At 71.7% G+C, this 23,323-nt stretch carries 18 protein-coding genes; 11 read left to right on the plus strand and 7 right to left on the minus strand.

Going from position 1 to position 23,323, the window contains the following annotated elements; all coding sequences use genetic code 11:
• Nucleotides 1-55 precede the first annotated feature (55 nt).
• The 3 genes from OG329_RS32375 to OG329_RS32385 all read right to left on the minus strand — a co-directional run bounded on the left by OG329_RS32375 (nucleotide 56) and on the right by OG329_RS32385 (nucleotide 3,185).
• Entirely contained in the window at nucleotides 56-1,597 is a 1,542-nt protein-coding gene (locus tag OG329_RS32375; protein WP_405799927.1) for a phytoene desaturase family protein, read from the minus strand.
• Nucleotides 1,598-1,666: 69 nt separating this feature from the next.
• Nucleotides 1,667-2,272: a DUF4126 domain-containing protein gene (locus tag OG329_RS32380; RefSeq protein WP_405799928.1), complete on the minus strand. Its 606-nt coding sequence runs from the start codon at nucleotides 2,270-2,272 to the stop codon at nucleotides 1,667-1,669.
• 304 nt (nucleotides 2,273-2,576) lie between these two features.
• Nucleotides 2,577-3,185, minus strand: a complete 609-nt coding sequence (locus tag OG329_RS32385) for a TetR/AcrR family transcriptional regulator (RefSeq protein ID WP_405799929.1) — start codon at nucleotides 3,183-3,185, stop codon at nucleotides 2,577-2,579.
• Nucleotides 3,186-3,405: 220 nt separating this feature from the next.
• On the opposite strand from OG329_RS32385, the gene OG329_RS32390 reads away from it, so the two are divergent.
• The 3 genes from OG329_RS32390 (at nucleotide 3,406) to OG329_RS32400 (ending at nucleotide 5,511) form a co-directional block, all read left to right on the plus strand.
• Nucleotides 3,406-3,948, plus strand: coding sequence for an SAV_6107 family HEPN domain-containing protein (locus OG329_RS32390; protein WP_405799930.1), 543 nt, complete (start codon nucleotides 3,406-3,408; stop codon nucleotides 3,946-3,948).
• Between the two features lie 93 nt (nucleotides 3,949-4,041).
• Nucleotides 4,042-4,830, plus strand: coding sequence for a methyltransferase (locus OG329_RS32395; protein WP_405799931.1), 789 nt, complete (start codon nucleotides 4,042-4,044; stop codon nucleotides 4,828-4,830).
• A gap of 285 nt (nucleotides 4,831-5,115) precedes the next feature.
• A complete protein-coding gene (locus OG329_RS32400) occupies nucleotides 5,116-5,511 on the plus strand; it encodes a DUF3040 domain-containing protein (RefSeq protein WP_354607508.1) in 396 nt (131 codons plus the stop codon).
• Between the two features lie 265 nt (nucleotides 5,512-5,776).
• On the opposite strand, the gene OG329_RS32405 is transcribed toward OG329_RS32400, so the two are convergent.
• The 4 genes from OG329_RS32405 to OG329_RS32420 form a co-directional block, all read right to left on the minus strand.
• Nucleotides 5,777-8,206 carry a DUF3488 and DUF4129 domain-containing transglutaminase family protein gene (locus tag OG329_RS32405; protein WP_405799932.1) on the minus strand — a complete coding sequence of 810 codons (2,430 nt, stop codon included), beginning with the start codon at nucleotides 8,204-8,206 and terminating at the stop codon, nucleotides 5,777-5,779.
• Nucleotides 8,203-9,561, minus strand: coding sequence for a DUF58 domain-containing protein (locus OG329_RS32410; protein ID WP_405799933.1), 1,359 nt, complete (start codon nucleotides 9,559-9,561; stop codon nucleotides 8,203-8,205). Before OG329_RS32410 ends, OG329_RS32405 begins: the two co-directional genes overlap by 4 nt.
• Nucleotides 9,561-10,598: an AAA family ATPase gene (locus OG329_RS32415; RefSeq protein WP_405799934.1), complete on the minus strand. Its 1,038-nt coding sequence runs from the start codon at nucleotides 10,596-10,598 to the stop codon at nucleotides 9,561-9,563. The genes OG329_RS32410 and OG329_RS32415 overlap by 1 nt, the downstream gene beginning before the upstream one ends.
• A 213-nt stretch (nucleotides 10,599-10,811) precedes the next feature.
• Nucleotides 10,812-11,375: a beta-class carbonic anhydrase gene (locus OG329_RS32420; protein WP_405799935.1), complete on the minus strand. Its 564-nt coding sequence runs from the start codon at nucleotides 11,373-11,375 to the stop codon at nucleotides 10,812-10,814.
• A 656-nt stretch (nucleotides 11,376-12,031) separates the two neighbouring features.
• Between OG329_RS32420 and rsmH the strand changes: the two genes are divergently transcribed.
• The 8 genes from rsmH (at nucleotide 12,032) to ftsW (ending at nucleotide 23,320) form a co-directional block, all read left to right on the plus strand.
• The gene (gene rsmH / locus OG329_RS32425) at nucleotides 12,032-12,988 is read left to right on the plus strand and encodes a 16S rRNA (cytosine(1402)-N(4))-methyltransferase RsmH (protein ID WP_405799936.1); all 957 of its coding nucleotides are present in this window, start codon (nucleotides 12,032-12,034) and stop codon (nucleotides 12,986-12,988) included.
• A complete protein-coding gene (locus tag OG329_RS32430) occupies nucleotides 12,985-13,641 on the plus strand; it encodes a septum formation initiator family protein (protein WP_405799937.1) in 657 nt (218 codons plus the stop codon). Before rsmH ends, OG329_RS32430 begins: the two co-directional genes overlap by 4 nt.
• Nucleotides 13,642-13,645: 4 nt before the next feature.
• Nucleotides 13,646-15,676 (plus strand): peptidoglycan D,D-transpeptidase FtsI family protein, encoded by a 2,031-nt coding sequence (locus OG329_RS32435; protein ID WP_405799938.1) that lies wholly within the window; start codon nucleotides 13,646-13,648, stop codon nucleotides 15,674-15,676.
• 16 nt (nucleotides 15,677-15,692) lie between these two features.
• Entirely contained in the window at nucleotides 15,693-17,573 is a 1,881-nt protein-coding gene (locus OG329_RS32440) for a UDP-N-acetylmuramoyl-L-alanyl-D-glutamate--2,6-diaminopimelate ligase (RefSeq protein ID WP_405799939.1), read from the plus strand.
• A 223-nt stretch (nucleotides 17,574-17,796) separates the two neighbouring features.
• Entirely contained in the window at nucleotides 17,797-19,227 is a 1,431-nt protein-coding gene (gene murF / locus OG329_RS32445; protein WP_405799940.1) for a UDP-N-acetylmuramoyl-tripeptide--D-alanyl-D-alanine ligase, read from the plus strand.
• Complete coding sequence (mraY, locus tag OG329_RS32450) at nucleotides 19,224-20,294, plus strand: phospho-N-acetylmuramoyl-pentapeptide-transferase (protein ID WP_405799941.1); 1,071 nt, start codon at nucleotides 19,224-19,226, stop codon at nucleotides 20,292-20,294. The genes murF and mraY overlap by 4 nt, the downstream gene beginning before the upstream one ends.
• The gene (murD, locus tag OG329_RS32455; RefSeq protein ID WP_405799942.1) at nucleotides 20,291-21,742 is read left to right on the plus strand and encodes a UDP-N-acetylmuramoyl-L-alanine--D-glutamate ligase; all 1,452 of its coding nucleotides are present in this window, start codon (nucleotides 20,291-20,293) and stop codon (nucleotides 21,740-21,742) included. Before mraY ends, murD begins: the two co-directional genes overlap by 4 nt.
• 84 nt (nucleotides 21,743-21,826) lie before the next feature.
• Entirely contained in the window at nucleotides 21,827-23,320 is a 1,494-nt protein-coding gene (gene ftsW / locus OG329_RS32460) for a putative lipid II flippase FtsW (protein ID WP_405799943.1), read from the plus strand.
• Nucleotides 23,321-23,323: the final 3 nt, after the last annotated feature.

Consider the following 23,323-nt stretch of genomic DNA (forward strand, 5'->3'; position numbering starts at 1 on the left):
CCACCTGTTCCCGAGTTCACCTGCGGTCGGCGCGGGCCCGGTCGGCCACGCGGGGTCAGCGCGAACCGCGGAAGTCCGCGCCCTCCACGATCAGCCCGGCGACCAGCGCCCCCGACATCCCCGCGTGCGCCAGCCCACCACCCGGGTGCGCCTCGCCGCCCACGAGATACAGACCGGGCAGCCGTGTGCTGTTGCCCGGATGCAACAACCGGCCCCCGACACCCGCCAGCGAGGGCGCCGGCACCGAACCGCCCCGCGCCCCGGTCCGGGCCGCCGTGTCGGCCGGCGTACGGATCTCCCGCCAGCGCAGCCGCCCCCGCAACTCGGGCACGGCGGAACCGGCCGCCTCCACCAGTACCTCGGCGTACCGCTCGCACCGCGCGGCGTCGGTCCAGTCCACCGGACCGTGCGGCGCGACGGTCGCCGTGACGGTGACCGCCTCGTGCTCGTCGTCCGGACGCGTCGTCGGGTCGTCGGGCCGCAGCACCGTGACCGTGGGCCGCTGCGCCGTCCGCCCGGAGAACACCGCGCCGGCCTCGTCGCCGCCGTCGGGGGAGTGGACCACCGTCCGGTGCGCCGTACCCTGCGGCCTGCCGCCACGCAGGGCCAGCAGCACCGTGAACCTGCCGGGGACCGACGGCACCCCGCCGCCGCCCGCGCTGCCGCCTCGGGGCCGTACATCGTCGTCCCGCCACAGCTCCTGGCCCACCAGGGCCGCGGGCGCCGTGCCCGCCACCACATGGTCCGCTTCCACGACCGTGGGGGCGGACGCGGCCGGCCCCGGTGCCAGCTCGACACCGGCCGCGCGGCCGTCCTTCTCCACGATGCGGGTCACCTCGGCGTGGAAGACGAACTCCACCCTGCGCGCCAGACACCGCTCGTACACCGCGTGCGCCAGCGCCCGCATCCCGCCCCGTACGTACCAGGTGCCGAAGGTCTGCTCCATGTACGGCAGCAGGGCGGCGCCCGCCGGAGTGCGCCGCGGATCGAGTCCGTACGACAGGACGTACCCCTCGAACAGCGCGGCGAGCCGGGCATCGGCCAGCTCCCACGACCCCACCTCGGCGACGGTGCCCGCCATCCGGGGCGTCCGCAGCAGCCTGCGCCGCTGGACGGCCGGATACGGATCGCGCCCCAGCACCTGCCAGTCGCCGCGCAACGGCTCCTCCAACAGAGGACGCCGCGACCGGTCCCAGGCGTCCCGCGCCCGGCCGAGGAAGTCGCCCCACCGGGCACCCGCGCCCGCGCCGAGCGCGGCGTCCAGGGCCGCGACGACACCGCCGCGCGACGCGTTCGGCAGGGACACCTCGGTGCCGTCCGGGAGGAGATGCCTGCTCGCCGGGTCGACCTGAGTCATCCGTACGCACTCTTCGAGCGGCTGCTTGCCGGTCTTGACGAACAGATCCCGGTACACGGCGGGCAGATGCAGCAGGCCGGGCCCCGTGTCGTACGCGAACCCGTCGCGCTCGAACCGCCCGAGGGCGCCGCCGTACGTCGCCGAGCGTTCGTACACCGTCACTCGGTGCCCCGCCACCGCCAGCCGGGCAGCCGCCGCCATCGCGCCCATCCCGGCGCCGATCACCGCAATCCGTGCCATGAAGTGGACCTTAGCGGCCGGATTTTCCGGCGTAGCGCCCGGGAGGCCGGGTCGGGGAGCCGCGGGCCGTCAGGGAGGCCAGGACGTGGCGAGGCGCCGCTCCTCGCGCCGTCGCGCCCTGCTTCGGCGGAACCGGCGGATCCTGGAGGCCAGGAAGATGATGATCACGATGCCGAGCAGCAGGAGGCCGCCCGCGACGATCGCCGCCGCGAGCGGATGGAAGATCGCGAAGGTGATGATCCCGGCGACGCCCAGGTCCTCCGCCGTGCTGACGGCGATGTTGCTGAAGGGCTCCGGGGAGGTGTTGACCGCCATCCTCGTGCCGGCCTTCACCAGATGACTCACCAGCGCGGTCGATCCGCCGACCGCGCCCGCCGCGATCTCCGGGAGCGAACCGCTCTGCCCGGCGAGCAGCGCCGCGACCACCGCTCCCGACAACGGTCTGATCACCGTGTGCACGGAGTCCCAGACCGAGTCGACGTACGGGATCTTGTCCGCCACGGCCTCGCAGACGAACAGCACGCCGACGACGGCCAACACATCGGTGCGCTGGAGCGATTCGGGGACCTCGTCGGTCATGCCGGTCGCGCCGAAGACACCGAACAGCAGAATCACCGCATAGGCGTTGATCCCGCTGGCCCAGCCACTCGTGAAGACAAGGGGGAGTAGGGACACGGACGAAATCGTAGCCAGCGTGTGGGCCGGTCGGGTGAGGATTCGAACGGGGTGGTGAGTATCCGTACCTAGTACGTGAGATGAGTAGAGACGCGGATGGGCCCCCACCTGCGGAGACGGAAGAGTGAGGGGCACGGGAGGGGCGCGACGCCGAAACCGCCGACACGGGGCGGCGGAGCGGCGTGGCACCCCGACCGCTAACGGGGTGAGGCAATGCGCCGCCCCGGTCGGGCCCCGAACGCGGAAGCCCGACCGGAGCGGCGCATCGCCGTGTCCGTGCCCGTGTCCGCGTCCGTCGCCCGCGTCAGCCTCCGCCGACCCGCCCGTGCAGCAGCAGCGAGAGCGCCGAGCGCACCTCCTCGATCGACCGCTCGGGCTGGAACGCCTGCCAGTCCAGGGCCGCCACCAGCACCATCCCCACCAGCGCGGCGGCCGTCAGCGGAACGTCGATCTCACGGCTCAGCTCACCGCTGTCGACCCCCTCCTGGAGCACCTTCTCCACGACGGCGACGGCCCGCTGACGCACCACCAGCAGCGTGGACTGCCACGCGCGGTTGGTGCGCCAGAGCTCGGCCACGTACAACTGCGTGAAGGCCGGATGGCTGTCGATGAAGGCGAGCCCCGCGCGGATCATGGCGTCCAACGCCTCCACGCTGGTGCCGTCGCGCTTCGCCGTCTCGTCGGCCGCGGTCTGGAGGGAGTCGGTGAGCCGGCCGACTCCGTGGCGTAAGAGCTCCTCGAACAACTCGGTCTTGCTCTTGAAGTTGTAGTACACCGTGCCCTTGGCGACTCCGGCTCGCTCGGCGATCTCGTCAACAGTCGTGGCCGAGAAGCCCTGTTCGGCGATGAGCGTCACCGCGGACTCGTAGAGCTTCTGTCGGGTGGCCTGCCGGCGGGTGCTGCTGCTGTCCATGCGCCCGATTCTCACAGGCGCCGGTGCCGTCCTCCGATTCACCGGCGCGATTCGGGACGCGGCCCGCCCACGCCTGCCTGTGCTGACCAGTCAGTGCGAAAACCTGCTCCGAACGTACGAACGAGGCGAAAGCGCAGGTCAGGGCCGATTGTCAGTGGCGTACTCCACGATGGACACATACGGCCACAGAGCCGTCACAGAGACGACCAGGAGGTTCGTCATGGCCAGTTCCTACGCCGCAGCCGCACGCCGGCGAAGCACAGGCGGCCCTGCCCCCTCACTGACCGGCGCCGCGACCGATGTCCACCCCGTCCTGAGGCGCGCGACCGCGCCGCCCGCCGCCCTCGATCTGCTTGCCCAGGCCCGTACGGGCCTGGACGAGGCCGCCACCCTCGAAACCCCCAACGAGCGCTATGCGACGGCCCATCTGGCCGCCCTGCGCACCGCGGCGGCGGTCCTCGCCGCCCGTGGCCGGCCCGAGCCCACGACGGGCCCGCGCCGCAGGCGCATAAGGAGCGCCTGGGAAGTGCTGCCCGAGATCGTGCCCGAGCTGTCCGAATGGAGCGCTCTGTTCGCCTCCGGAGCCACCCGCAGGGCGCGGGCCGAGGCCGGTATACAGGGCGCGGCGAGCAGCCGCGACGCCGACGATCTGCTGCGCGATGTGGCCATGTTCCTGCGCCTGGTGGAGCGGCTGCTCGTGCTCGAACCGGTACTGCCCCAGCCCAGGGCCGAACAGCCGGAGAAGGGCGGCGCCGTGGGGTGACGGGGACGGCCGACAGAGGCAATAGGCTGTCCGGAGCCTGCACCTTTCACGCCCCGCGACCAGGGGCGGCACCGCGCCGAGGAGTCAACTGCCGTGTCGGACCCTTCCCCTGCCTTCGGCGGAGAGACGCCGTCGCGCCCCCGTAGCTCCCTGCGTACCGCCGTGGTCTGGGACGTCCTCAAGCGCGCCCTCGACAGCCGCGCCGCCGCGGTGGGGGACGCGGCGATCCTGGACGTCCTCGACACCGGGGGCGGCACGGGCAACTTCGCCGTGCCCGTCGCCCGCCTGGGCCACCGGGTGACCGTCGTGGACCCCAGCCCCAACGCGCTGTTCGCGCTGGAGCGCCGGGCCGCCGAGGCGGGCGTCGCCGACCGGGTCAACGGCGTCCAGGGCGACATCCTCGGCCTGTTCGACGTGGTGGGGCGCGGCGGCTACGACGCCGTGCTCTGCCACGGCGTCCTGGAGTACGTGGACGACCCGGCCGAAGGCGTCCGCCACGCGGTCGAGGCGCTGCGGCCCGCAGGTGCGCTCAGCCTGCTCGCGGCGGGCCTCGGCGGCGCCGTCCTGGCCAGGGCGCTCGCCGGCCATTTCACCGAGGCCCGGCAGGCACTCACGGACCCGGCGGGACGCTGGGGCGAGGGCGACCCGGTGCCCCGGCGGTTCACCGTCGAGCTGCTGACCGAGTTGGTCGACAAGGCTGGCGCCGACGTGGGCGCGGTACACGGCGTCCGGGTCTTCTCCGACCTGGTTCCGGGCGTTCTGGTGGACACCCAGCCAGGCGCTCTGGAGGCCCTTCTGAAGCTGGAGGCGGCAGCCGCCGAGCAGCCCTCCTTCCACTCCGTCGCGAGCCAGTTGCACGTCCTGGGCGCGAAGCGGGCCTGACGCGGAACGCCCGCGAGCACTGATCGCCGGGCTGATCAGCAACGTAGCTGCGCATGGAGTGCGCCACAGGCCCCCCGGCAAAGCGTTCCGCGCCGTATGATCGGGGTACGCCTTCCGGCATGACGGGTCGACGGTTGGGGAATCAACGCCTCAACGGCCGAGTCGGCATGGCGGCCCGGATTGGCGAAATGGCGTAGAGGGCGGGTTTCACGGGGGCGATTCCCTGCCTATCCTGAAGGGGCCGCATACCGGTCGCCCCCCGCGACCGACGACTAGGAGGACTCCGTGCCGCTCTCGGAGCACGAGCAGCGAATGCTCGAGCAAATGGAGCGAGCGCTGTACGCCGAAGATCCCAAGTTCGCGACAGCGCTTGAGGGAAGCGGGCTGCGTACGTACACCCGGCGACGGGTCTACCAGGCGGTCGCTGGCTTTCTGGTGGGTATCGCGCTCCTCATGACCGGTATGGTCGCCAAGCAGATCTGGATCGGCGTGGTGGGTTTTCTCGTCATGCTGGGCTGTGCGGTTCTCGCGGTCACCGGCTGGCGCAAGGCCCCGAAACCGGGTGAGCAACAGGCATCCGGCGAGGCCACGGCCGATCGCCGACAACCTCGGCAGCGCCGTTCGTTCATGAACCGGATCGAGCAGCGGTGGCAGCGCCGTCGTGACGAGCAGGGTCAGTAAAGACTCCCAGGTTCCCAAGCTTGCAGTAGTGGTGCGACGGCCGTGACACACGCCGGATACGGGTGAGGGGCGAACGCGAGAGCGCGTTCGCCCCTCACCCGTATCCGCGTACGGCGGTCCCCTTCCGGCGATCGACCGTCGGGCCACCGGACATACGCCGCGCTGTGCCGCCCGTCGCCTACGGAAAACGGAAAGGGGCGGGGGTACGGGCCCGAAAGCCGCCCCGTACCCCCGCCCCGACCGTTGTCCCGCGGTCCCGCCCGGCTCAGCCCCGCTGCCGGGACGGCCTGCGGAGGCGGAACGGCGCCGCCCACCGGCGGCCCAGCTCCAGGCGGCGCACTCCCCAGCGCTCGGTGAGAGCCGCCCAGCGCTCGGAGAGCCCCCACATCACCCGAACGGACGAGCGCGGCAGGAGAAGCGCGCGCTGTCTGGTCCAGCGTCCCGCCGCCTCGCCCAGGCCCGCGCGGACCCGCTGGGCGTCGTCGGCGAGACCCGTGACAGGCCGTGGCTCCGGCGCGTACAGCACCTGTTCCACCGCACGCGCCAGCCGGTGCACGGCATCGGCGGCATCGCCCTCCAGCTTCCCCAGCCGCACGATCCGGGCCGCCGTCCTACGAGGGGTCTGCGAATCGTCCGGCAGGATTCCGTGGTCCCAGGCCGTGTCGATGATCTCCCGCCACGCGCCCAGCACACGGGCCGTGGCATCGGCGGGCGTACGGCCGCCGGAACCGAGGCGTCGGCCCCGGACCCGGACCCGCCACAGCAGCGGAAGCAGTGGCAGCAGCAGTACGGCCAGGACACCCAGCGTGATGGCGGCCACCGCCCCCGCCGATGTTCCCGAGTCCGTAGGAGGCAGGGCTCCCGCCGGCGCGGTCGTGCCGCAGTCGCCGATCCTGGCGGCCTGCGGCGGGCAACTGTCCGAGGCGGACGGCTGTGCGGTCGGCGCGGAGGACGTGCTGGCCTCGGGCTGGGCCGGGTCGCTCGCGTCGCCCGAGGGAGTCTCGGGGATGGTGTAGTCCGGCGCGCTGCCGCGGCTCGGCGTGGGCTCGAAGCGGGTCCAGCCGACACCTTCGAAGTACAGCTCGGGCCAGGCGTGCGCGTCGCGGAGCCCGACGGACATCGAGCCGTCCGACTGCGGAGTGCCCGGTGTGAAGCCCACCGCCACCCGCGCGGGGATCCCCAGCGTGCGGGCCATCGCCGCCATCGTGAACGAGAAGTGGACGCAGAAGCCCTCCTTGTCCTTGAGGAAGCGGCTGATGGCCGAGACGCCCGTGCCGGAGGCGACCTGCGTGTCGTACGTGAAGCCGCCGTCCACGGCGAACCAGTCCTGGAGCTTGACCGCCCTCTCGTAGTCGTTCGCCGCGCCGTCGGTCACCTCGCGCGCGGTGGCCTCCACCTCGTCCGGCAGGACGTCCGGCACCTTCGTGTACTCCCGTACCAGGGAGTCCGGCGGCTCCGGCGCCGCCGCGAGCTGTTCGCGGGTCGGCTCCACCAGCAGGCTGGTGACCTGGTACTGCGCGTTCTGCGTCGTCTCACCGCGGTCGCCGACCAGGGTCCGGCCGGTCGGTTCGAAGCGCCAGCGCCCCTTGATGTCCACCTCCGACGCCGGATAGGGCATCGGGAGGTAGTTCTGCCGATACCAACTGGCGGCGGAAATGCTCGTCTTGATCTCGGTGGTGCTCACGCCGCCGCTCAGACCGGGCGGACCGGGGAGCGTGTCCGGCACGTCCTCGACACCGCGCTGCGAGAACCGCCAGGACGTGCCGTCGAAGTCGTCCAGCGCCATGATCCGCAGATACATGTCCTGGGTGCTCTCCGCGTTGGTCTGATACCGCAACGCCTCCCGGTCCTCGGGCTGGTTGAGGTTGTCCTGGAGCGACACCAGCGGGTTGACGGCGGAGATCGTCCCACCGCCCAGGCCCGAACCCGACCCGGCCCCCGTGCCGTTGAGCAGTCCGCCGTTCAGCGACGGCAGCGCGGCGGGCACGACGAGCGCGATTCCCAGCGCCATCACACCGATCCGGCGGCCCGTACGGACCGGGGCCGTGGCCCCACCCCCGGTGTCCATCCCGGCGGCCGTACGGCCCGGCACCCGCGGAGCACCGCCGAAGACCCGGCCCCACTGGGAGAGCCGGTCCCGGCCCTCGGCCAGCAGCAACAGCAGATAGCCGCCGGCGGCGAGCAGGAACCACAGCCAGGAGGCGTCGCCGCCGGAGAGACCGGCGGCGACCGAGTACAGCGCGAGCAGCGGCAGTCCGGCCGGTGCCGCGCTGCGGAACGTCACGGCGAGCGCGTCCACGGCGAGCCCGATGACCAGCACACCGCCGACCAGCATCAGTCTGATGCCGTTGGTCGACGGCGCCGGGACCGAGTACCGCGCGACCTCCTCGCCGCCCTGGCTCAGCAGCTCACCGAAGCGCTGGAAGACCTCCGGTCCGGGCAGCAGACCGAACAGGGCCTGCTCCGAGGCGAAGACCACCGTCAGCATCAGCAGCCCGGCGACCGCCTGGAGTGCCACGGTCAGCGTTCTGGCCAGCGGCACCCGCCGGCCGAGCGCGCCCACCCCACCCAGGACCGCCACCATGAAGGCCGCCTGGAGAATCCAGGTGGCGGGATCGACCAGCGGCAGCAGCGCCCCCGCCGCCATCATCGTGGCGGCGAACGCGCACAGCGCCAGCCTCGCGCGACCGCTCATGACCATCCTCCGGAGAAGCCTGCCGAGCCTTGCGTCACACCCGACTCGGTGCGCTGCCGTGCCGCCTGCTGCCACAGGTCGGGGAGCGCGGCCCCGGCCGGCACCGCCAGGGTGTTCCAGCCGGACTCGCGCAGTTGCCGCAGTTGGTCCTGGACCCGCGCGGGAGGTTCGCCCTCGCTCTGGAGCCAGCCGGAGCTGTCCAGGACGAAGGCCACCGCGGCGCCGCTGCGGTGCCGCATACGACAGGCCACGGCGGTCTGCTCCTCGTCGAGATCACCGAGGAAGGCGATCAGCAGTCCCTCGGTCCCGCCGCGCAGCACGTCGTACGCGCGGGAGAGCCCCGCCCCCTCGGAGTGGTCGAGGACGGCGAGCGTGTCCATCATCAGCCCGGCCGCGTCGGCCGACTCCTGTGTCGAACCGGCGAATCCGTCGGCGCCCTCGCCCGGCACCGAACTGCCCGTGTCCGTCAACAGCCTTACGGCGAAGCCCCGTTCCAGCATGTGCACCAGCGCGGACGCCGCGCCCGACACCGCCCACTCGAAGGCCGAGTCCGGACCGGCACCCTGGTAGGCGAGCCGCCGGGTGTCGAGCAGCACCGTGCATCTGGCCCGCTGCGGCTGCTCCTCGCGGCGCACCATCAACTCGCCGTAGCGCGCAGTGGAGCGCCAGTGCACCCGGCGCAGATCGTCACCGTGGCGGTAGCCGCGCGGGATGACGTCGTCCTCGCCGGCCAGCGACAGCGAGCGCTGCCGCCCGTCGCCGTACCCCGCAGTCGCCCCCGCCAGCCGGACCGGTGGCAGCGGCTCGGTGCGCGGGATGACGGTCAGGGTGTCGTGGGCGCTGAAGGACCGAGTCAGCTCGCACATCCCGAACGGGTCGCTCAGGCGCAGTTGGAGCGGCCCCAGCGGATAGCGCCCGCGCAGGTCGGAGCGCACCCGGTAGGAGACCTCACGGCGCCCGCCGGCCTCCACCCGGTCCAGGACGAACCGGGGGCGCGGGCCCAGCACGTACGGCACATGGTCCTGGAGCATCAGCAGACCGGTGGGCAGCCGCGACACGTTGTCCATCCGCAGATGGACGCGGGCCTCGGAACCCGCGGGCACACGCGACGGCGAGAGCCGTCTGCTGCCCGCGACCCGGTAGCGCGTGCGGTACAGCACGCCGACACAGACCAGCGGCAGGACGGCCAGGAGCATGCCCACCCGGAGCAGATCCGCCTGGCCGAGGACATAGGCGCAGACCGCCGCCGCGATGCCCGCGGCGAAGAAGGACCGGCCGCGGGTGGTGAGACCGCCCAGCGCCGCCCGCAGCCCGCCCTTGTCCTCGCCGTCCGAGGCGGGGGCGCCGGGCTCCATCACAGCCGCCGGACGCCCGGCTGCTGCCGGTCGTAGAGCGGCGCGGCGACCACGGGGGTCTGCCGGCCGCCGTCGGCCGTCGGCACCGGGACGCGCTGAAGGATCTCCCGCACCACCTGCTCGGCGGTCCGGCGGTTGAGCTGTGCCTGCGCGGTCGGCAGCAGCCGGTGCGCCAGCACCGAGACCGCCAGCGTCTGCACATCGTCCGGCAGGGCGTACTCCCGGCCGCTCAGGGCGGCGGACGCCTTCGCCGCGCGCAGCAGATGCAGCGTCGCGCGCGGTGACGCGCCCAGTCTGAGATCCGGGTGGTTACGGGTCGCACCGACCAGCTCCACCGCGTACCGCCGTACGGAGTCGGCCACATGGACCTTCCGCACGGCGTCGATCAGCTTCACGATGTCGTGCGCGTGGGCCACCGGCTGGAGGTCGTCCAGCGGCGAGACCCCGCCGTGCACGTCCAGCATCTCCAACTCGGCCTCCGCGCTGGGATATCCGATGGAGACCCTGGCCATGAAACGGTCCCGCTGCGCCTCGGGCAGCGGGTAGGTGCCCTCCATCTCGACCGGGTTCTGCGTCGCCACCACCATGAACGGGCTGGGCAGTTCGTACGTCTGCCCGTCGATGGTGACCTGGCGCTCCTCCATGGACTCCAGCAGCGCCGACTGCGTCTTGGGCGAAGCGCGGTTGATCTCGTCGCCGATCACGATCTGCGCGAAGATCGCCCCGGGCTTGAACTCGAAGTCGCGCCGCTGCTGGTCGTAGATGGACACCCCGGTGATGTCCGAGGGCAACAGGTCAGGCGTGAACTGGATACGCCGCACCGAGCAGTCGATGGAGCGCGCCAGCGTCTTGGCCAGCATGGTCTTGCCGACGCCGGGGACATCCTCGATGAGCAGATGTCCTTCGGCGAGCAGCACTGTCAGCGAAAGCCGTACGACCTCAGGCTTGCCCTCGATCACACCCTCCACCGATGCGCGGACACGCTCCGCTGTGGTGGTCAGATCTGTGAGGCTCGCTCGATCGTCATAGGTCGTCACCCGGCCCTCCTCGGCCCGTTCATACGGGCCGAGGCTTTTCTCACGGCCCGGCCCACCCCGAAATACGGACGCCGCGTCCGGAAGGTTCCGCAACGCCGCTGTCACTCACGCATTCTTGTAGCCGTTACCGCTTCGTGTCACTCGCCTGTGGATAAGTGGGTGTGAATTGCCGGAGTTGCCGTGCTTCTGGTGCGCGGGACAGGGTGGGCGCGGTCAGTTCGACGGATCGATTTCTCGCAGGAGGCCCGTCGACACGTCGAAGACGAAACCGCGTACGTCGTCGGTGTGCAGGAGGAACGGTGAGGTCCGTACCCGCTGCATCGACTGCCGTACGTCCTGGTCCACGTCCCTGAACGACTCCACCGCCCAGGGCGGACGCTGTCCGACCTCCATTTCCAGTTCGTGCCTGAAGTCCTCGGTGATGGCCTCCAGGCCGCAGCCGGTGTGATGGATCAGTACGACGCTGCGGGTCTGGAGCGCCCGCTGGCTGATGGTGAGTGAGCGTATGACGTCCTCGGTGACGACGCCGCCCGCGTTGCGGATCGTATGACAGTCGCCGAGCTCCAGGCCCAGCGCGTCGTGCAGGTCGAGGCGGGCGTCCATGCAGGCGACCACGGCGACGCGCAGCACGGGGCGGGCGTCCATCCCGGGGTCGTCGAAGCCGTTGGCGTAACGCCGGTTGGCGTCCACGAGTCGATCGGTGACCGTACCGTCGGTGCGGGCCGCACCGGCGGACGCCTGGGCGGACTCGGCGGGGAGGTTCGCGGATGTCGACATACCTATAGACGGTAATGCTCAGCCGTGCCGGAAGCCCGCCGTACGACCGGACAAACATCGTCAACGAGGCCCGGTGTGAGGTATGCCACACGGGTCAAGCCCGACAGGGCGAACGGGTGATGTACGCCGTTTTCGATTGTGTGCCGTCGCGTCGCCACCGTGTCCGGACCCACATGATCTTGGCCACGATCCGCACCGCGATCCGCACCGCGATCCGCGCCACCGGTCCCGCCACAGCGGGCCGGGCGACGCGCTGGCCGGTTGATTGACCGGGGGGACCTGTGGACTAAAGTGACGCGAAGTTCACGGACATCCCGAACACTTACCGGAACACTCCCCGAAATTCCCCCGCGTGTGCGGCGTACGTGCGGCTCGGCTTCCCCACGCTCGGCGGTACGCACATCCACGCCGGACCTGAGAGGGCGCATGAGCGAGCGCAGCCAGCGAGCCAGGCCGTGTCTGACCAATAGCGCCGTCCGCCCGCAGGGCGGGGCGCGCGCCGTTCGGTGCGTGCGGTCGCAAGGCGGAGGATCGGCCTTGTACTGGGCGTACTCGGCCGACTCCGACAACGCGGCGAGCGTGCGTGCCGGACGGTGCGCGCCAGGCGGGATTTGCCAGACACGGCCTGGGGCCCGCGAGGGCCGCGAGGCCCGCGAATGACCGGCACCCGGCACGTTCCGGTGATGCTCGACCGGTGCCTCCATCTGCTCGCCCCCGCCCTCGCCGCACCCGGCGCCGTCGTCGTCGACTGCACCCTCGGTCTCGGCGGCCACAGCGAGGCGCTGCTCACCACCTTCCCCGCCGCGCGGCTGGTCGCGCTCGACCGGGACAAGGAGGCGCTGCGGCTCTCCGGCGAGCGCCTCGCCCCGTTCGGCGACCGCGCCACCCTCGTGCACGCCGTCTACGACGAACTGCCCGACGTACTCGACCGGTTGGGCATCGGGCGCGTCCAGGGCGTGCTCTTCGACCTCGGCGTCTCGTCCATGCAACTCGACGAGGCGGAGCGGGGGTTCGCGTACGCCCAGGACGCCCCGCTCGACATGCGCATGGACCAGTCGGCCGGAATGAGCGCGGCCGAGGTCCTGAACACCTACCCGCCGGGCGAACTGGTGCGGATCCTGCGGGCGTACGGCGAGGAGAAGCAGGCCAAGCGCATCGTCTCCGCGATCGTCAGGGAACGCGCCGTGGAGCCCTTCACCAACAGCGCCCGGCTGGTCGAACTCATCCGCGACGCCCTGCCGCAGGCCGCCAAGCGCACCGGAGGCAACCCAGCCAAGCGCACGTTCCAGGCCCTGCGTATCGAGGTCAACGGCGAACTGTCCTCCGTGGAAGAGGCCGTCCCGGCCGCCGTCGCCTCCCTCGCCGTCGGCGGCCGTATCGCCGTACTGGCCTACCACTCCCTCGAAGACCGCCTGGTCAAGCAGGTCTTCGCGGCCGGCGCCGCCAACACGGCGCCCCCCGGCCTGCCCGTCGTGCCCGAGCGCTACCAGCCGAGGCTCAAACTCCTGACGCGCGGAGCCGAACTGCCCACCGAGGAAGAGGTCGCCGAGAACCGCCGGGCGGCCCCCGCCCGGCTGCGCGGCGCCGAGCGGATCCGGGAGGACGTGCGGTGAGCGGACCGGCCAGGCAGCTTCGGGGGCGCGCCGCGCGGCTCGCCCGGCTGATGCCGTCGACCGGGCCGAGCACCGCGGCGCGCACCCCCTTCGTCCTGCTGGTCGTACTCCTCCTCGGCGGCGGGCTGATCACCCTGCTCCTGCTGAACTCCTCGCTCAACACCGGGTCGTTCAGGCTGAGCGAGCTGAAGAAGCAGACCACCGACCTGACCGACGAACAGCAGGCGCTCCAGCGCGACGTGGACAACCTCTCGGCGCCCGACGCGCTGGAGCGCCGTGCGCGGCAGCTCGGCATGGTGCCCGGCGGCAGCCCCGCCTTCCTCAACCCGGACGGCAGGATCAGCGGCGTCCCCTCCGAGGCCGGCGCGCTCCCGTACACCGCACCGTCCGCCATGGACGCCGCCCCACCCGCCGCGCCCAGCCTGCCCGCCTCGCTCGCGCCGTCCGTGACCCCGTCGGCGTCGGCCCCGGGCGGACCGGCGTCGCCCTCCTCAGGAGAGTCCACGGCCCCGGCCACCACTCCTTCGTCCACCCCGGCCGCCACTCCTTCGTCCACCCCGGCCGCCCCGGCGGGCTCCCGCGGCGCGCCCCCCACCGCGCCCCAGCCCGGACCGACGTACGCCGCACCCACCCAGACGACCTCCGGCAGGTGACGCAGTGCCCCCCGAGCAACCACCGCGCCGCCGGGTCCCCGGCCCCGCGCGCTCCGGGAGCGGCAGGCGCCCCCGGCCCGAGTCACGCGCCCCGCTGCGTGTCCCGCAGCGCCCGGCGCCGCGCCCGTCCGGGCGCCCGAGGCGCCCCGTACAGGGCCGTGGGCGGCCCCCTCGCGGCCCGCGCCGTATCCGCCTCGGCAACCACCGCCCCCGGCTGCGACTGGTCAGCCTCGGACTGACCATGGTCATGCTGGTCTTCGTCGTCCGGCTGCTCCAGGTCCAGGCCGTCGACGCCGGCGCGTACACCGCGAAGGCGGAGAAGAACCGCTACACCAGCGTCACGCTGGCCGCCGAGCGCGGCGAGATCACCGACCGCGCCGGTGTCGCCCTCGCCACCAGCGTCGACGCGCACGACATCACCGCCGACCCCAAGATGTTCACCCCCGAGGACAGCAAGGTCGACAACGCCCCCGAGCAGGCCGCCGCGCTCCTGGCCCCGATCCTCGACAAGGAGCCCGAGACGCTGGTGAAGCAGCTCTCGGCCCCCAAGTCCCGCTTCACCGTGCTCGCGCACCGCCAGACCCCCCAGGTCTGGAACCAGATCAGCGACCTCAAGTCCGTCCTCGCCGAGAAGGCCGAGAAGGCGCGTACCGCCAAAGGCGGCAAGGGCGACGACGCGCCGGCCAGCGTCCTCGCCGGAGTCTTCCAGGAGCCCAGCAGCAAGCGCGTGTACCCCAACGGGGACCTCGCCGCCGGGATACTGGGATACGTCAACGCCGCCGGCCACGGAGGCGGCGGCGTGGAGTCCATGCTCGACAAGGAACTCTCCGGCCAGGACGGCGAGATCACCTACGCCCACTCCGGCGGCCGGCGCGTCCCCACGGCGGGCTCGAAGGAGACCCCCGCCGTCCCCGGTACGGACATCGAGCTGACCATCGACCGGGACATCCAGTGGGCCGCCCAGCGGGCCATCTCCGAACAGGTCACGGAGTCCAAGGCCGACCGCGGCTACGTGATAGTGCAGAACACCCGCACCGGCGAAGTGCTCGCCATGGCCAACGCCCCGGGTTTCGACCCCAACGACCTGTCGCAGGCCGACAGCACCGCCATGGGCAACGCCGCGCTCCAGGACGCCTTCGAACCGGGCTCCACCAGCAAGGTCATGTCCATGGCCGCAGTCCTGGAGGAGCAGGCCGCCGCCCCCGGTACCCATGTCACCGTGCCCAACCGGCTGCACCGGGGCGACCGCAGCTTCAAGGACGACATCGACCACCCCACCTGGTACCTCACACTCAACGGCGTCCTCGCCAAGTCCAGCAACATCGGCACCATCCTGGCGACCGGCCAGCTCGGCAAGACACAGCCCGAGGCCAACCAGGTCCTCCACTCCTACCTGCGTAAATTCGGCATCGGCAGCCCCACCGGCCTCGGCTACCCCGGCGAGACCCAGGGCATCCTCGCCGCCCCCCAGGACTGGTCGACCTCGCAGCAGTACACGATCCCCTTCGGCCAGGGACTGTCGGTCAACGCCATGCAGGCGGCCTCGGTCTACTCGACCATCGCCAACGGAGGCGTACGGATCGAGCCCACCCTGGTCCGCGGCACCCAGGGCCCGGACGGCCGCTTCACCCCCGCGACCGCCCCCGAGAAGACCCGCGTCGTCAGTGAGAAGACCGCCAAGACGCTGGCCACCATGCTCGAATCCGTCGTCGGCGACGAGGCGGGCACCGGCACCAAGGCCCGCATCCCCGGCTACCGCGTCGCCGGAAAGACCGGCACGGCCAACCGTGTCGATCCCGAGACCGGCCGCTACCGGGGCTACACCGCGTCCTTCGCGGGCTTCGCGCCCGCCGACGACCCGCAGATCACCGTCTACTGCGCCATCCAGAATCCGACCAAGGGCAGCTACTTCGGCGGCCAGATCTGCGGCCCCATCTACAAGGAGGTCATGGAGTTCGCTCTCAAGAGCCTCCAGGTCCCACCGACCGGCGAGAAGGCAGCGCCGCTGCCGGTCGAGTTCAAACCCGGCGAGTGACCCAGGGAACCACCCAGTGACAACGATCACCCCCGACTCGGGGAACCACGACGACCCGTCCGTCACCCCACCAGACGGCCCCGGCGGCGGGCGCCCCTCACGTGGCCCACGGCCCGGTGAGCCCGGTACGCTCACCGCCGTGCCCCACGCAGATCACTACCGAACCACCACAAAGGACGCGCCCGTGAACCACCCCGGAGCGCCCCGCCCCAATCAGGTCCGGCCGACCTCGCTCGTGGACCTGGCCGCCAGGCTAGGCCCCGTCCGGGCGGTCTTTGCCGGGCCCGGAACGCCTGGCACGGCACCTCGCGGCGTTGCCGAAATGCCCACAGGAAACCACCCTGAGGGCACTTCGGCGCCTTGCGATGCACCGCACCAGCCGCCCCGGGCTGATCCGACAAGACCACCCGGACAGGACCTCGGCACCGAGCACCCGGCCGACGGGGCGGCGACCGGCATCACCCACGATTCGCGAGCGGTACGTATCGGCGACGTGTACGCCGCGCTGCCCGGCGCCCGCTTCCACGGCGCCGACTTCGCCGCCCAGGCGGCCGACCTCGGCGCGGCGGCGATCCTGACCGACCCGGCGGGCGCCGAGCGCGCCGCCGCGACCGGTCTGCCGGTGCTGGTGACGCCCGATCCACGGGGCAGCATGGGTGAACTGGCCGCGCAGATCTACGGCCGTCCCGGCGCCGACCTCCTCCAGATCGGCATCACCGGCACCTCCGGCAAGACCACCACGGCGTATCTCGTCGAGGGCGGACTGCGCGGCGCCGGTCACCACACCGGCCTCATCGGCACCGTGGAGATGCGTATCGGCGACGAGCGCATCAAATCCGAGCGGACCACCCCCGAGGCCACCGACCTCCAGGCGCTCCTCGCCGTCATGCGCGAACGCGGCGTGGACTCCGTCGCGATGGAGGTCTCCAGCCACGCCCTGGTGCTCGGCCGGGTCGACGGCTGTGTCTTCGACATCGCCGTCTTCAACAACCTCAGCCCGGAACACATGGAGTTCCACTCCGGCATGGAGGACTACTTCCAGGCCAAGGCGCGGCTGTTCACCCCCGAGCGCAGCCGCGTCGGCGTCGTGAACTTCGACGACGAGTACGGCCGCCGGCTCGTCGCCGAGGCGGGCGTGCCCATCACGACCTTCTCCGCCGAGGGCCACCCCGACGCCGACTGGCGCGCCGAGGACGTCGAGGTCGGCGCGCGCGGCAGCGCCTTCACCGTCGTCAGCCCCAAGGGCGAGCGGATCCGCGCCGAGGCCCCGCTGCCCGGCCCGTTCAACGTCGCCAACACCCTGGCCGCCGTCGTCACCCTCGCCGTGGCCGGAATCGACCCCCAGGTCGCCGCCGACGGCATCGCGGACGTGCCCGGCGTCCCCGGCCGGCTGGAGCGCGTCGACGCGGGCCAGCCGTACCTCGCCGTCGTCGACTACGCCCACAAGACGGACGCCGTCGAATCGGTCCTGCGCTCGCTGCGCAAGGTCACCGAGGGCAAGGTGCACATCGTCCTGGGCTGCGGCGGCGACCGTGACAAGTCCAAGCGCCCCTCGATGGGCGCGGCGGCGGCCCGGCTCGCCGACACCGCCGTACTGACCTCGGACAACCCGCGCTCCGAGGACCCGCTCGCGATCCTCGCCGCGATGCTCTCGGGCGCCGCCGAGGTGCCGATCCACGAGCGTGGCGACGTCCTGGTCGACGCCGACCGCGCGGCGGCCATCGCCTCCGTGGTGTCCAGGGCGGCCGAGGGCGACACCGTCCTGATCGCCGGCAAGGGCCATGAACAGGGCCAGGACATCGCCGGGGTGGTACGCGCCTTCGACGACCGCCAGGTCCTGCGCGAGGCCATCGAGCGCTCCCTGCGCCACGAGACCGAGAGCACCGGTCGGGGATGAGGGGACCGTCCGGCAACCGGAGGACGGCGCCGGGTGCCGGCGGCCGTCACCCGGTCACTCCACGGCCGGCCTTCCCACGGGCCGTCACCTCACACCCCGTCACCCCACCGCCGGCCTGCCCGCGGCACCCCCTCCCCGCGCCGCCCCCGCCGTCGCTCTCGCGGACCCCCACCCGGCCCGCGTCCCCATCCATCACCCGCCCTCCATCCGCCGGACGGTCCACGTGATCACCCTCTCCCTCGCCGAGATCGCCACCATCGTCGGCGGGCAGTCGTACGACATACCGGATCCGGCCGCCCGTGTCACCGGCCCCGTCGTCATCGACTCCCGCAAGGTGGCGGACGGCAGCCTCTTCGTCGCCTTCGCCGGCGAGAACGTCGACGGCCACGACTACGCCCGCCAGGCTGTCGAGGCGGGCGCCGCCGCCGTGCTGGCCGTCCGGCGGGTCGGCGTCCCCGCCATCGTCGTCGAGGACGTCGTCCAGGCCCTCGGCGCCCTCGCGCGCGCCGTCGTGGAGCGCACCGGCGCCACGACCGTCGCGCTCACCGGATCGTCGGGCAAGACCAGCACCAAGGACCTCATCGCCCAGCTCCTGCGGCGCGCGGCCCCCACCGTCTGGCCCGACGGCAATCTCAACAACGAGATCGGACTCCCGCTCACCGCCCTGCGCGTCGCCGAGGACACCCGATTCCTCGTCCTGGAGATGGGGGCGCGCTACATCGGTGACATCCGCTATCTCACCGGCCTCGTCCCACCGAGGATCGGCCTCGTACTGAACGTCGGCACCGCCCACATCGGCGAGTTCGGCGGACGCGAGCAGATCGCCGAGGCCAAGGGCGAGATGGTCGAGTCCCTGCCGCCCGCCGAGGAGGGCGGCATCGCCGTCCTGAACGCCGACGACCCCCTCGTACGCGCCATGGCCACCCGCACCAAAGCGCGGGTGGTGCTGTTCGGAGAGTCCGACGAAGCAGACGTACGGGCAGAGAACGTCCACGTCGACGGCCTCGGCAGACCCTCCTTCCGCCTTCGGACACCCACCGGGTGCAGCGAGCTGACGCTGCGGCTGTACGGTGAGCACCACGTGTCGAACGCGCTCGCCGCGACCGCCGTCGCCCATGAGTTGGGCATGTCCGTCGACGAGATCGCCCTGGCGCTCTCCGAGGCGGAAACCCTCTCCCGCTGGCGTATGGAGGTCACCGAGCGCGCGGACGGCGTGACGATCGTCAACGACGCCTACAACGCGAACCCCGACTCCATGAGAGCAGCGCTACGCGCGCTGGTCGCCATGGGCGGTGCCGCCAGGGAAACCGGCGGACGCACGTGGGCGGTGCTCGGCCCGATGGCCGAACTCGGTGACGAGGCGCTCGCCGAGCACGACGCGGTCGGACGGCTCGCCGTCCGGCTCAACGTCAGCAAGCTCGTCGCAGTCGGGGGCAGGGAAGCGTCCTGGCTGCGACTGGGCGCCTACAACGAGGGTTCGTGGGGTGAGGAGTCGGTGCACGTGTCCGACGCGCAGGCGGCGGTCGATCTGTTGCGCAGTGAACTGCGTTCGGGAGACGTCGTGCTGGTGAAGGCTTCCAGGTCGGCCGGACTGGAGCGGGTCGCCCAGGCACTGCTCGAGAACGCAGTCGAGGGTGAGGTCTCCGGCCGATGAGGCAGATCCTCTTCGCGGGAGCCATCGGGCTCTTTCTGACCCTGATCGGTACGCCGCTGCTGATCAAGCTGCTGGCCCGCAAGGGTTACGGCCAGTTCATCCGGGACGACGGCCCGCGCAGCCACGGCAGCAAGCAGGGCACGCCCACGATGGGTGGTATCGCCTTCATCCTCGCCACCCTGATCGCCTACGCACTGGCGAAGGTGATCACCGGCGAGGACCCGACGTTCTCCGGTGTGCTGGTGCTGTTCCTGATGGCGGGGATGGGCCTGGTCGGCTTCCTGGACGACTACATCAAGATCGTCAAGCAGCGTTCGCTGGGTCTGCGGGCCAAGGCGAAGATGGCCGGACAGCTCATCGTCGGCATCACCTTCGCGGTGCTCTCGCTCCAGTTCGCCGACATCCGCGGCAACACCCCCGCCTCCACCAAGCTGTCCTTCGTGACGGACTTCGGCTGGTCCATCGGACCGGTGCTGTTCGTGGTCTGGGCGCTGTTCATGATTCTCGCGATGTCCAACGGCGTGAATCTGACGGACGGTCTGGACGGCCTGGCCACCGGCGCTTCGGTGATGGTCTTCGGCGCGTACACGTTCATCGGCCTCTGGCAGTTCCAGGAGTCCTGCGCCAACGCGATCACCCTCACCAACCCCGACGCCTGCTTCGAGGTACGAGATCCGCTCGACCTCGCCGTCGTCGCCTCCGCCCTCATGGGCTCCTGCTTCGGCTTCCTGTGGTGGAACACCTCACCCGCCAAGATCTTCATGGGCGACACCGGCTCGCTGGCGCTCGGCGGCGCCCTCGCGGGCCTCGCCATCTGCTCCCGTACCGAACTCCTGATCGCCCTGCTCGGCGGCCTCTTCGCCCTCATCACCATGTCCGTGGTGATCCAGGTCGGTTCGTTCCGGCTGACCGGCAAGCGCGTCTTCAGGATGGCCCCGCTCCAGCACCACTTCGAACTGAAGGGGTGGTCCGAAGTCCTTGTCGTGGTCCGCTTCTGGATCATCCAGGGCATGTGCGTGATCGTCGGACTCGGACTCTTCTACGCGGGCTGGGCGGCCGACAAGTGAGCGACCGTCAGCCGGCCGACCGCCGGGCCGCGTGGCAGGGCAAGCGGGTCACCGTCGCCGGTCTCGGCGTCTCCGGGATCCCCGCGGCGCGCGCGCTGCGGGACCTGGGCGCCGTCGTCACGGTCGTCAACGACGGCGACGACGAGCGCGCCCGTACGCAGGCCGCCGAACTGGCCCGGATCGGCGTCACGGTACGGCTCGGCGACGGCGCGACTCTCCCCGAGGGAACCGAACTCGTCGTCACCACGCCCGGCTGGCAGCCCGACAAGCCCCTCTTCCTGGCCGCCGCCGAAGCCGGCGTACCGATCTGGGGAGACGTCGAACTCGCCTGGCAGCTCAGGGGACCCGACGCCGCGCCCTGGCTGGCCGTCACCGGCACCAACGGCAAGACCACGACCGTGCGGATGCTCGCCGCGATCCTGCGCGCGGCGGGCCTGCGCACCGAGGCCGTCGGCAACATCGGCGTCTCGCTGCTCGACGCCGTCCTGCCCGACGACAACGGCCGGCAGAAGTACGACGTCCTGGCCGTCGAACTCTCCAGCTACCAACTGCACTGGGCACCGAGCCCGCGCGCCCACTCCGCCGCCGTCCTCAACATCGCGCCCGACCACCTCGACTGGCACGGCTCCATGGAGGCGTACATCGCCGACAAGGGCCGGATCTACGAGGGCAACACCGTCGCCTGCGTCTACAACGTCGCCGACAAGGTGACCGAGGACCTGGTGCGCCAGGCCGACGTCGAGGAGGGCTGCCGCGCGATCGGCTTCACCCTCGGCACCCCCGGGCCCTCCCAACTCGGCGTCGTGGACGGCCTCCTGGTCGACCGGGCCTTCGTCGAGAACCGCGGCGAGCAGGCCCAGGAGCTGGCCGAGGTCAAGGACATCGACCCGCCGGCCCCGCACAACATCGCCAACGCCCTCGCGGCGGCGGCCCTCGCCCGCGCCTACGGCGTCTCACCCGCCGCCGTACGCGACGGACTGCGCGCCTTCCGCCCCGACCCGCACCGGATCGAGCACGTCGCGGACATCGCGGACGTCAGCTACATCGACGACTCCAAGGCCACCAACACCCATGCCGCCGAAGCCTCCCTGGCGGCCTACGACCCGATCGTCTGGATCGCCGGCGGCCTCGCCAAGGGCGCGTCCTTCGACGAGCTGGTCGAGAGGTCCGCGAAGCGGCTGCGCGGCGTGGTCCTCATCGGCCGCGACCGGGCGCTGATCGCCGAAGCCCTCGCGCGACACGCGCCCGAAGTCCCGGTCGTGGACCTCGAACAGACGGACACTGGGGCGATGTCGGCCGCTGTCCGTGCGGCGGCGCGCCTCGCGAAGACCGGGGACACCGTCCTGATGGCCCCGGCCTGTGCCTCGATGGACATGTTCGTCAACTACAACAAGCGGGGCGAGGCGTTCGCGGACGCGGTCCGCGCACTCGCCGCCGAGCACGCCTGACCGATCGGCCGACAGCCCCGCGAGCGCGGGCCGCGACAGCCCCACCGGCCGGTCGCGCGCGCACGACTGGAGGGGACAGCGAAGATGCCGGCCGACAACACCGCGGGCACGGGCCGGCGGCCCGCGCGTCCTTCGGTACGAGGGCGATTCCTCGCCGCCGTACCGTTCTCCCCGCCACCCCTCGCCCTGCCGGCAGGAGTGGCCACCGGCGCCGCCACGGGGCCCGCGCGGTCGCCGCGGCTGCCCGGCCTCGCCCTGCGTGGCCGGGCTCCCGGAGCGGCCGTACGACGCGCTCCCGCCGCCCGTGGCGGCCTCGGCGCCCGGCAGCCCCGTCCGCCGCGCGGCAACCGGGTACGGCGGATGTACGAGCGGGCCCGCCGCGCCTGGGACCGGCCGCTCACCGCGTACTACCTGATCTTCGGCGCCGGCCTGCTGCTGACCGTGCTCGGTCTGGTGATGGTCTACAGCGCCTCGATGATCAAGGCGCTCGAGCTGTCGCTGCCGGGCTCGTATTTCTTCCGCAAACAGTTCCTGGCCGCCGTCATCGGCGCCGGGCTGATGCTGCTCGCCTCCCGGATGCCCGGCAAGCTGCACCGCGCGCTGTCGTACCCGCTGCTCGTCGGCGCCGTCTTCCTGATGGTCCTCGTGCAGGTCCCGGGGATAGGGCACGCGGTCAACGGCAACCAGAACTGGATCTATCTCGGCGGTCCCTTCCAGCTCCAGCCCAGCGAGTTCGGCAAGCTGGCGCTGATTCTGTGGGGCGCCGATCTGCTCGCCCGCAAACAGGACAAGCGGCTGCTGACCCAGTGGAAACATCTGCTGGTGCCGCTCGTCCCGGTCGCCTTCATGCTGCTCGGTCTGATCATGCTCGGCGGCGACATGGGCACCGCCATCATCCTCACCGCGATCCTCTTCGGACTGCTGTGGCTGGCGGGGGCGCCCACCCGGCTGTTCGGCGGTGTGCTCGCCGTCGCCGTCACCCTCGGCTTCGTCCTGATCAAAACCAGCCCCAACCGCATGTCCCGGCTCGCCTGCATCGGCGCCACGGACCCCGGTCCGAACGACCAGTGCTGGCAGGCCGTGCACGGCATCTACGCGCTGGCCTCGGGCGGATGGTTCGGTTCCGGACTGGGCGCGAGTGTGGAAAAGTGGGGTCAACTCCCCGAACCTCACACGGACTTCATTTTCGCCATCACCGGGGAGGAACTGGGACTGGCGGGGACGCTGTCGGTGCTCGCCCTCTTCGCGGCTCTAGGCTATGCGGGTATCCGCGTGGCCGGACGCACGGAGGACCCCTTCGTGAGGTACGCGGCGGGAGGCGTGACCACGTGGATCACGGCACAGGCCGTGGTCAACGTCGGCGCGGTGCTCGGTCTGCTGCCGATCGCCGGAGTCCCGCTCCCGCTGTTCTCCTACGGAGGTTCAGCCCTGCTGCCGACCATGTTCGCTGTCGGGCTGCTGATCGCGTTCGCGCGAGAGGATCCCGCCGCGAAAGCGGCCCTGGCCATGCGAAGGCCCGGCGTGAGATGGAAGACGATGAGACGGCGCGTCAAGAAGCGTCCGTCCGGAGAGCGGTGAATT

This window comes from Streptomyces sp. NBC_01506 (assembly GCF_045040295.1).
Taxonomy (GTDB): domain Bacteria; phylum Actinomycetota; class Actinomycetes; order Streptomycetales; family Streptomycetaceae; genus Streptomyces.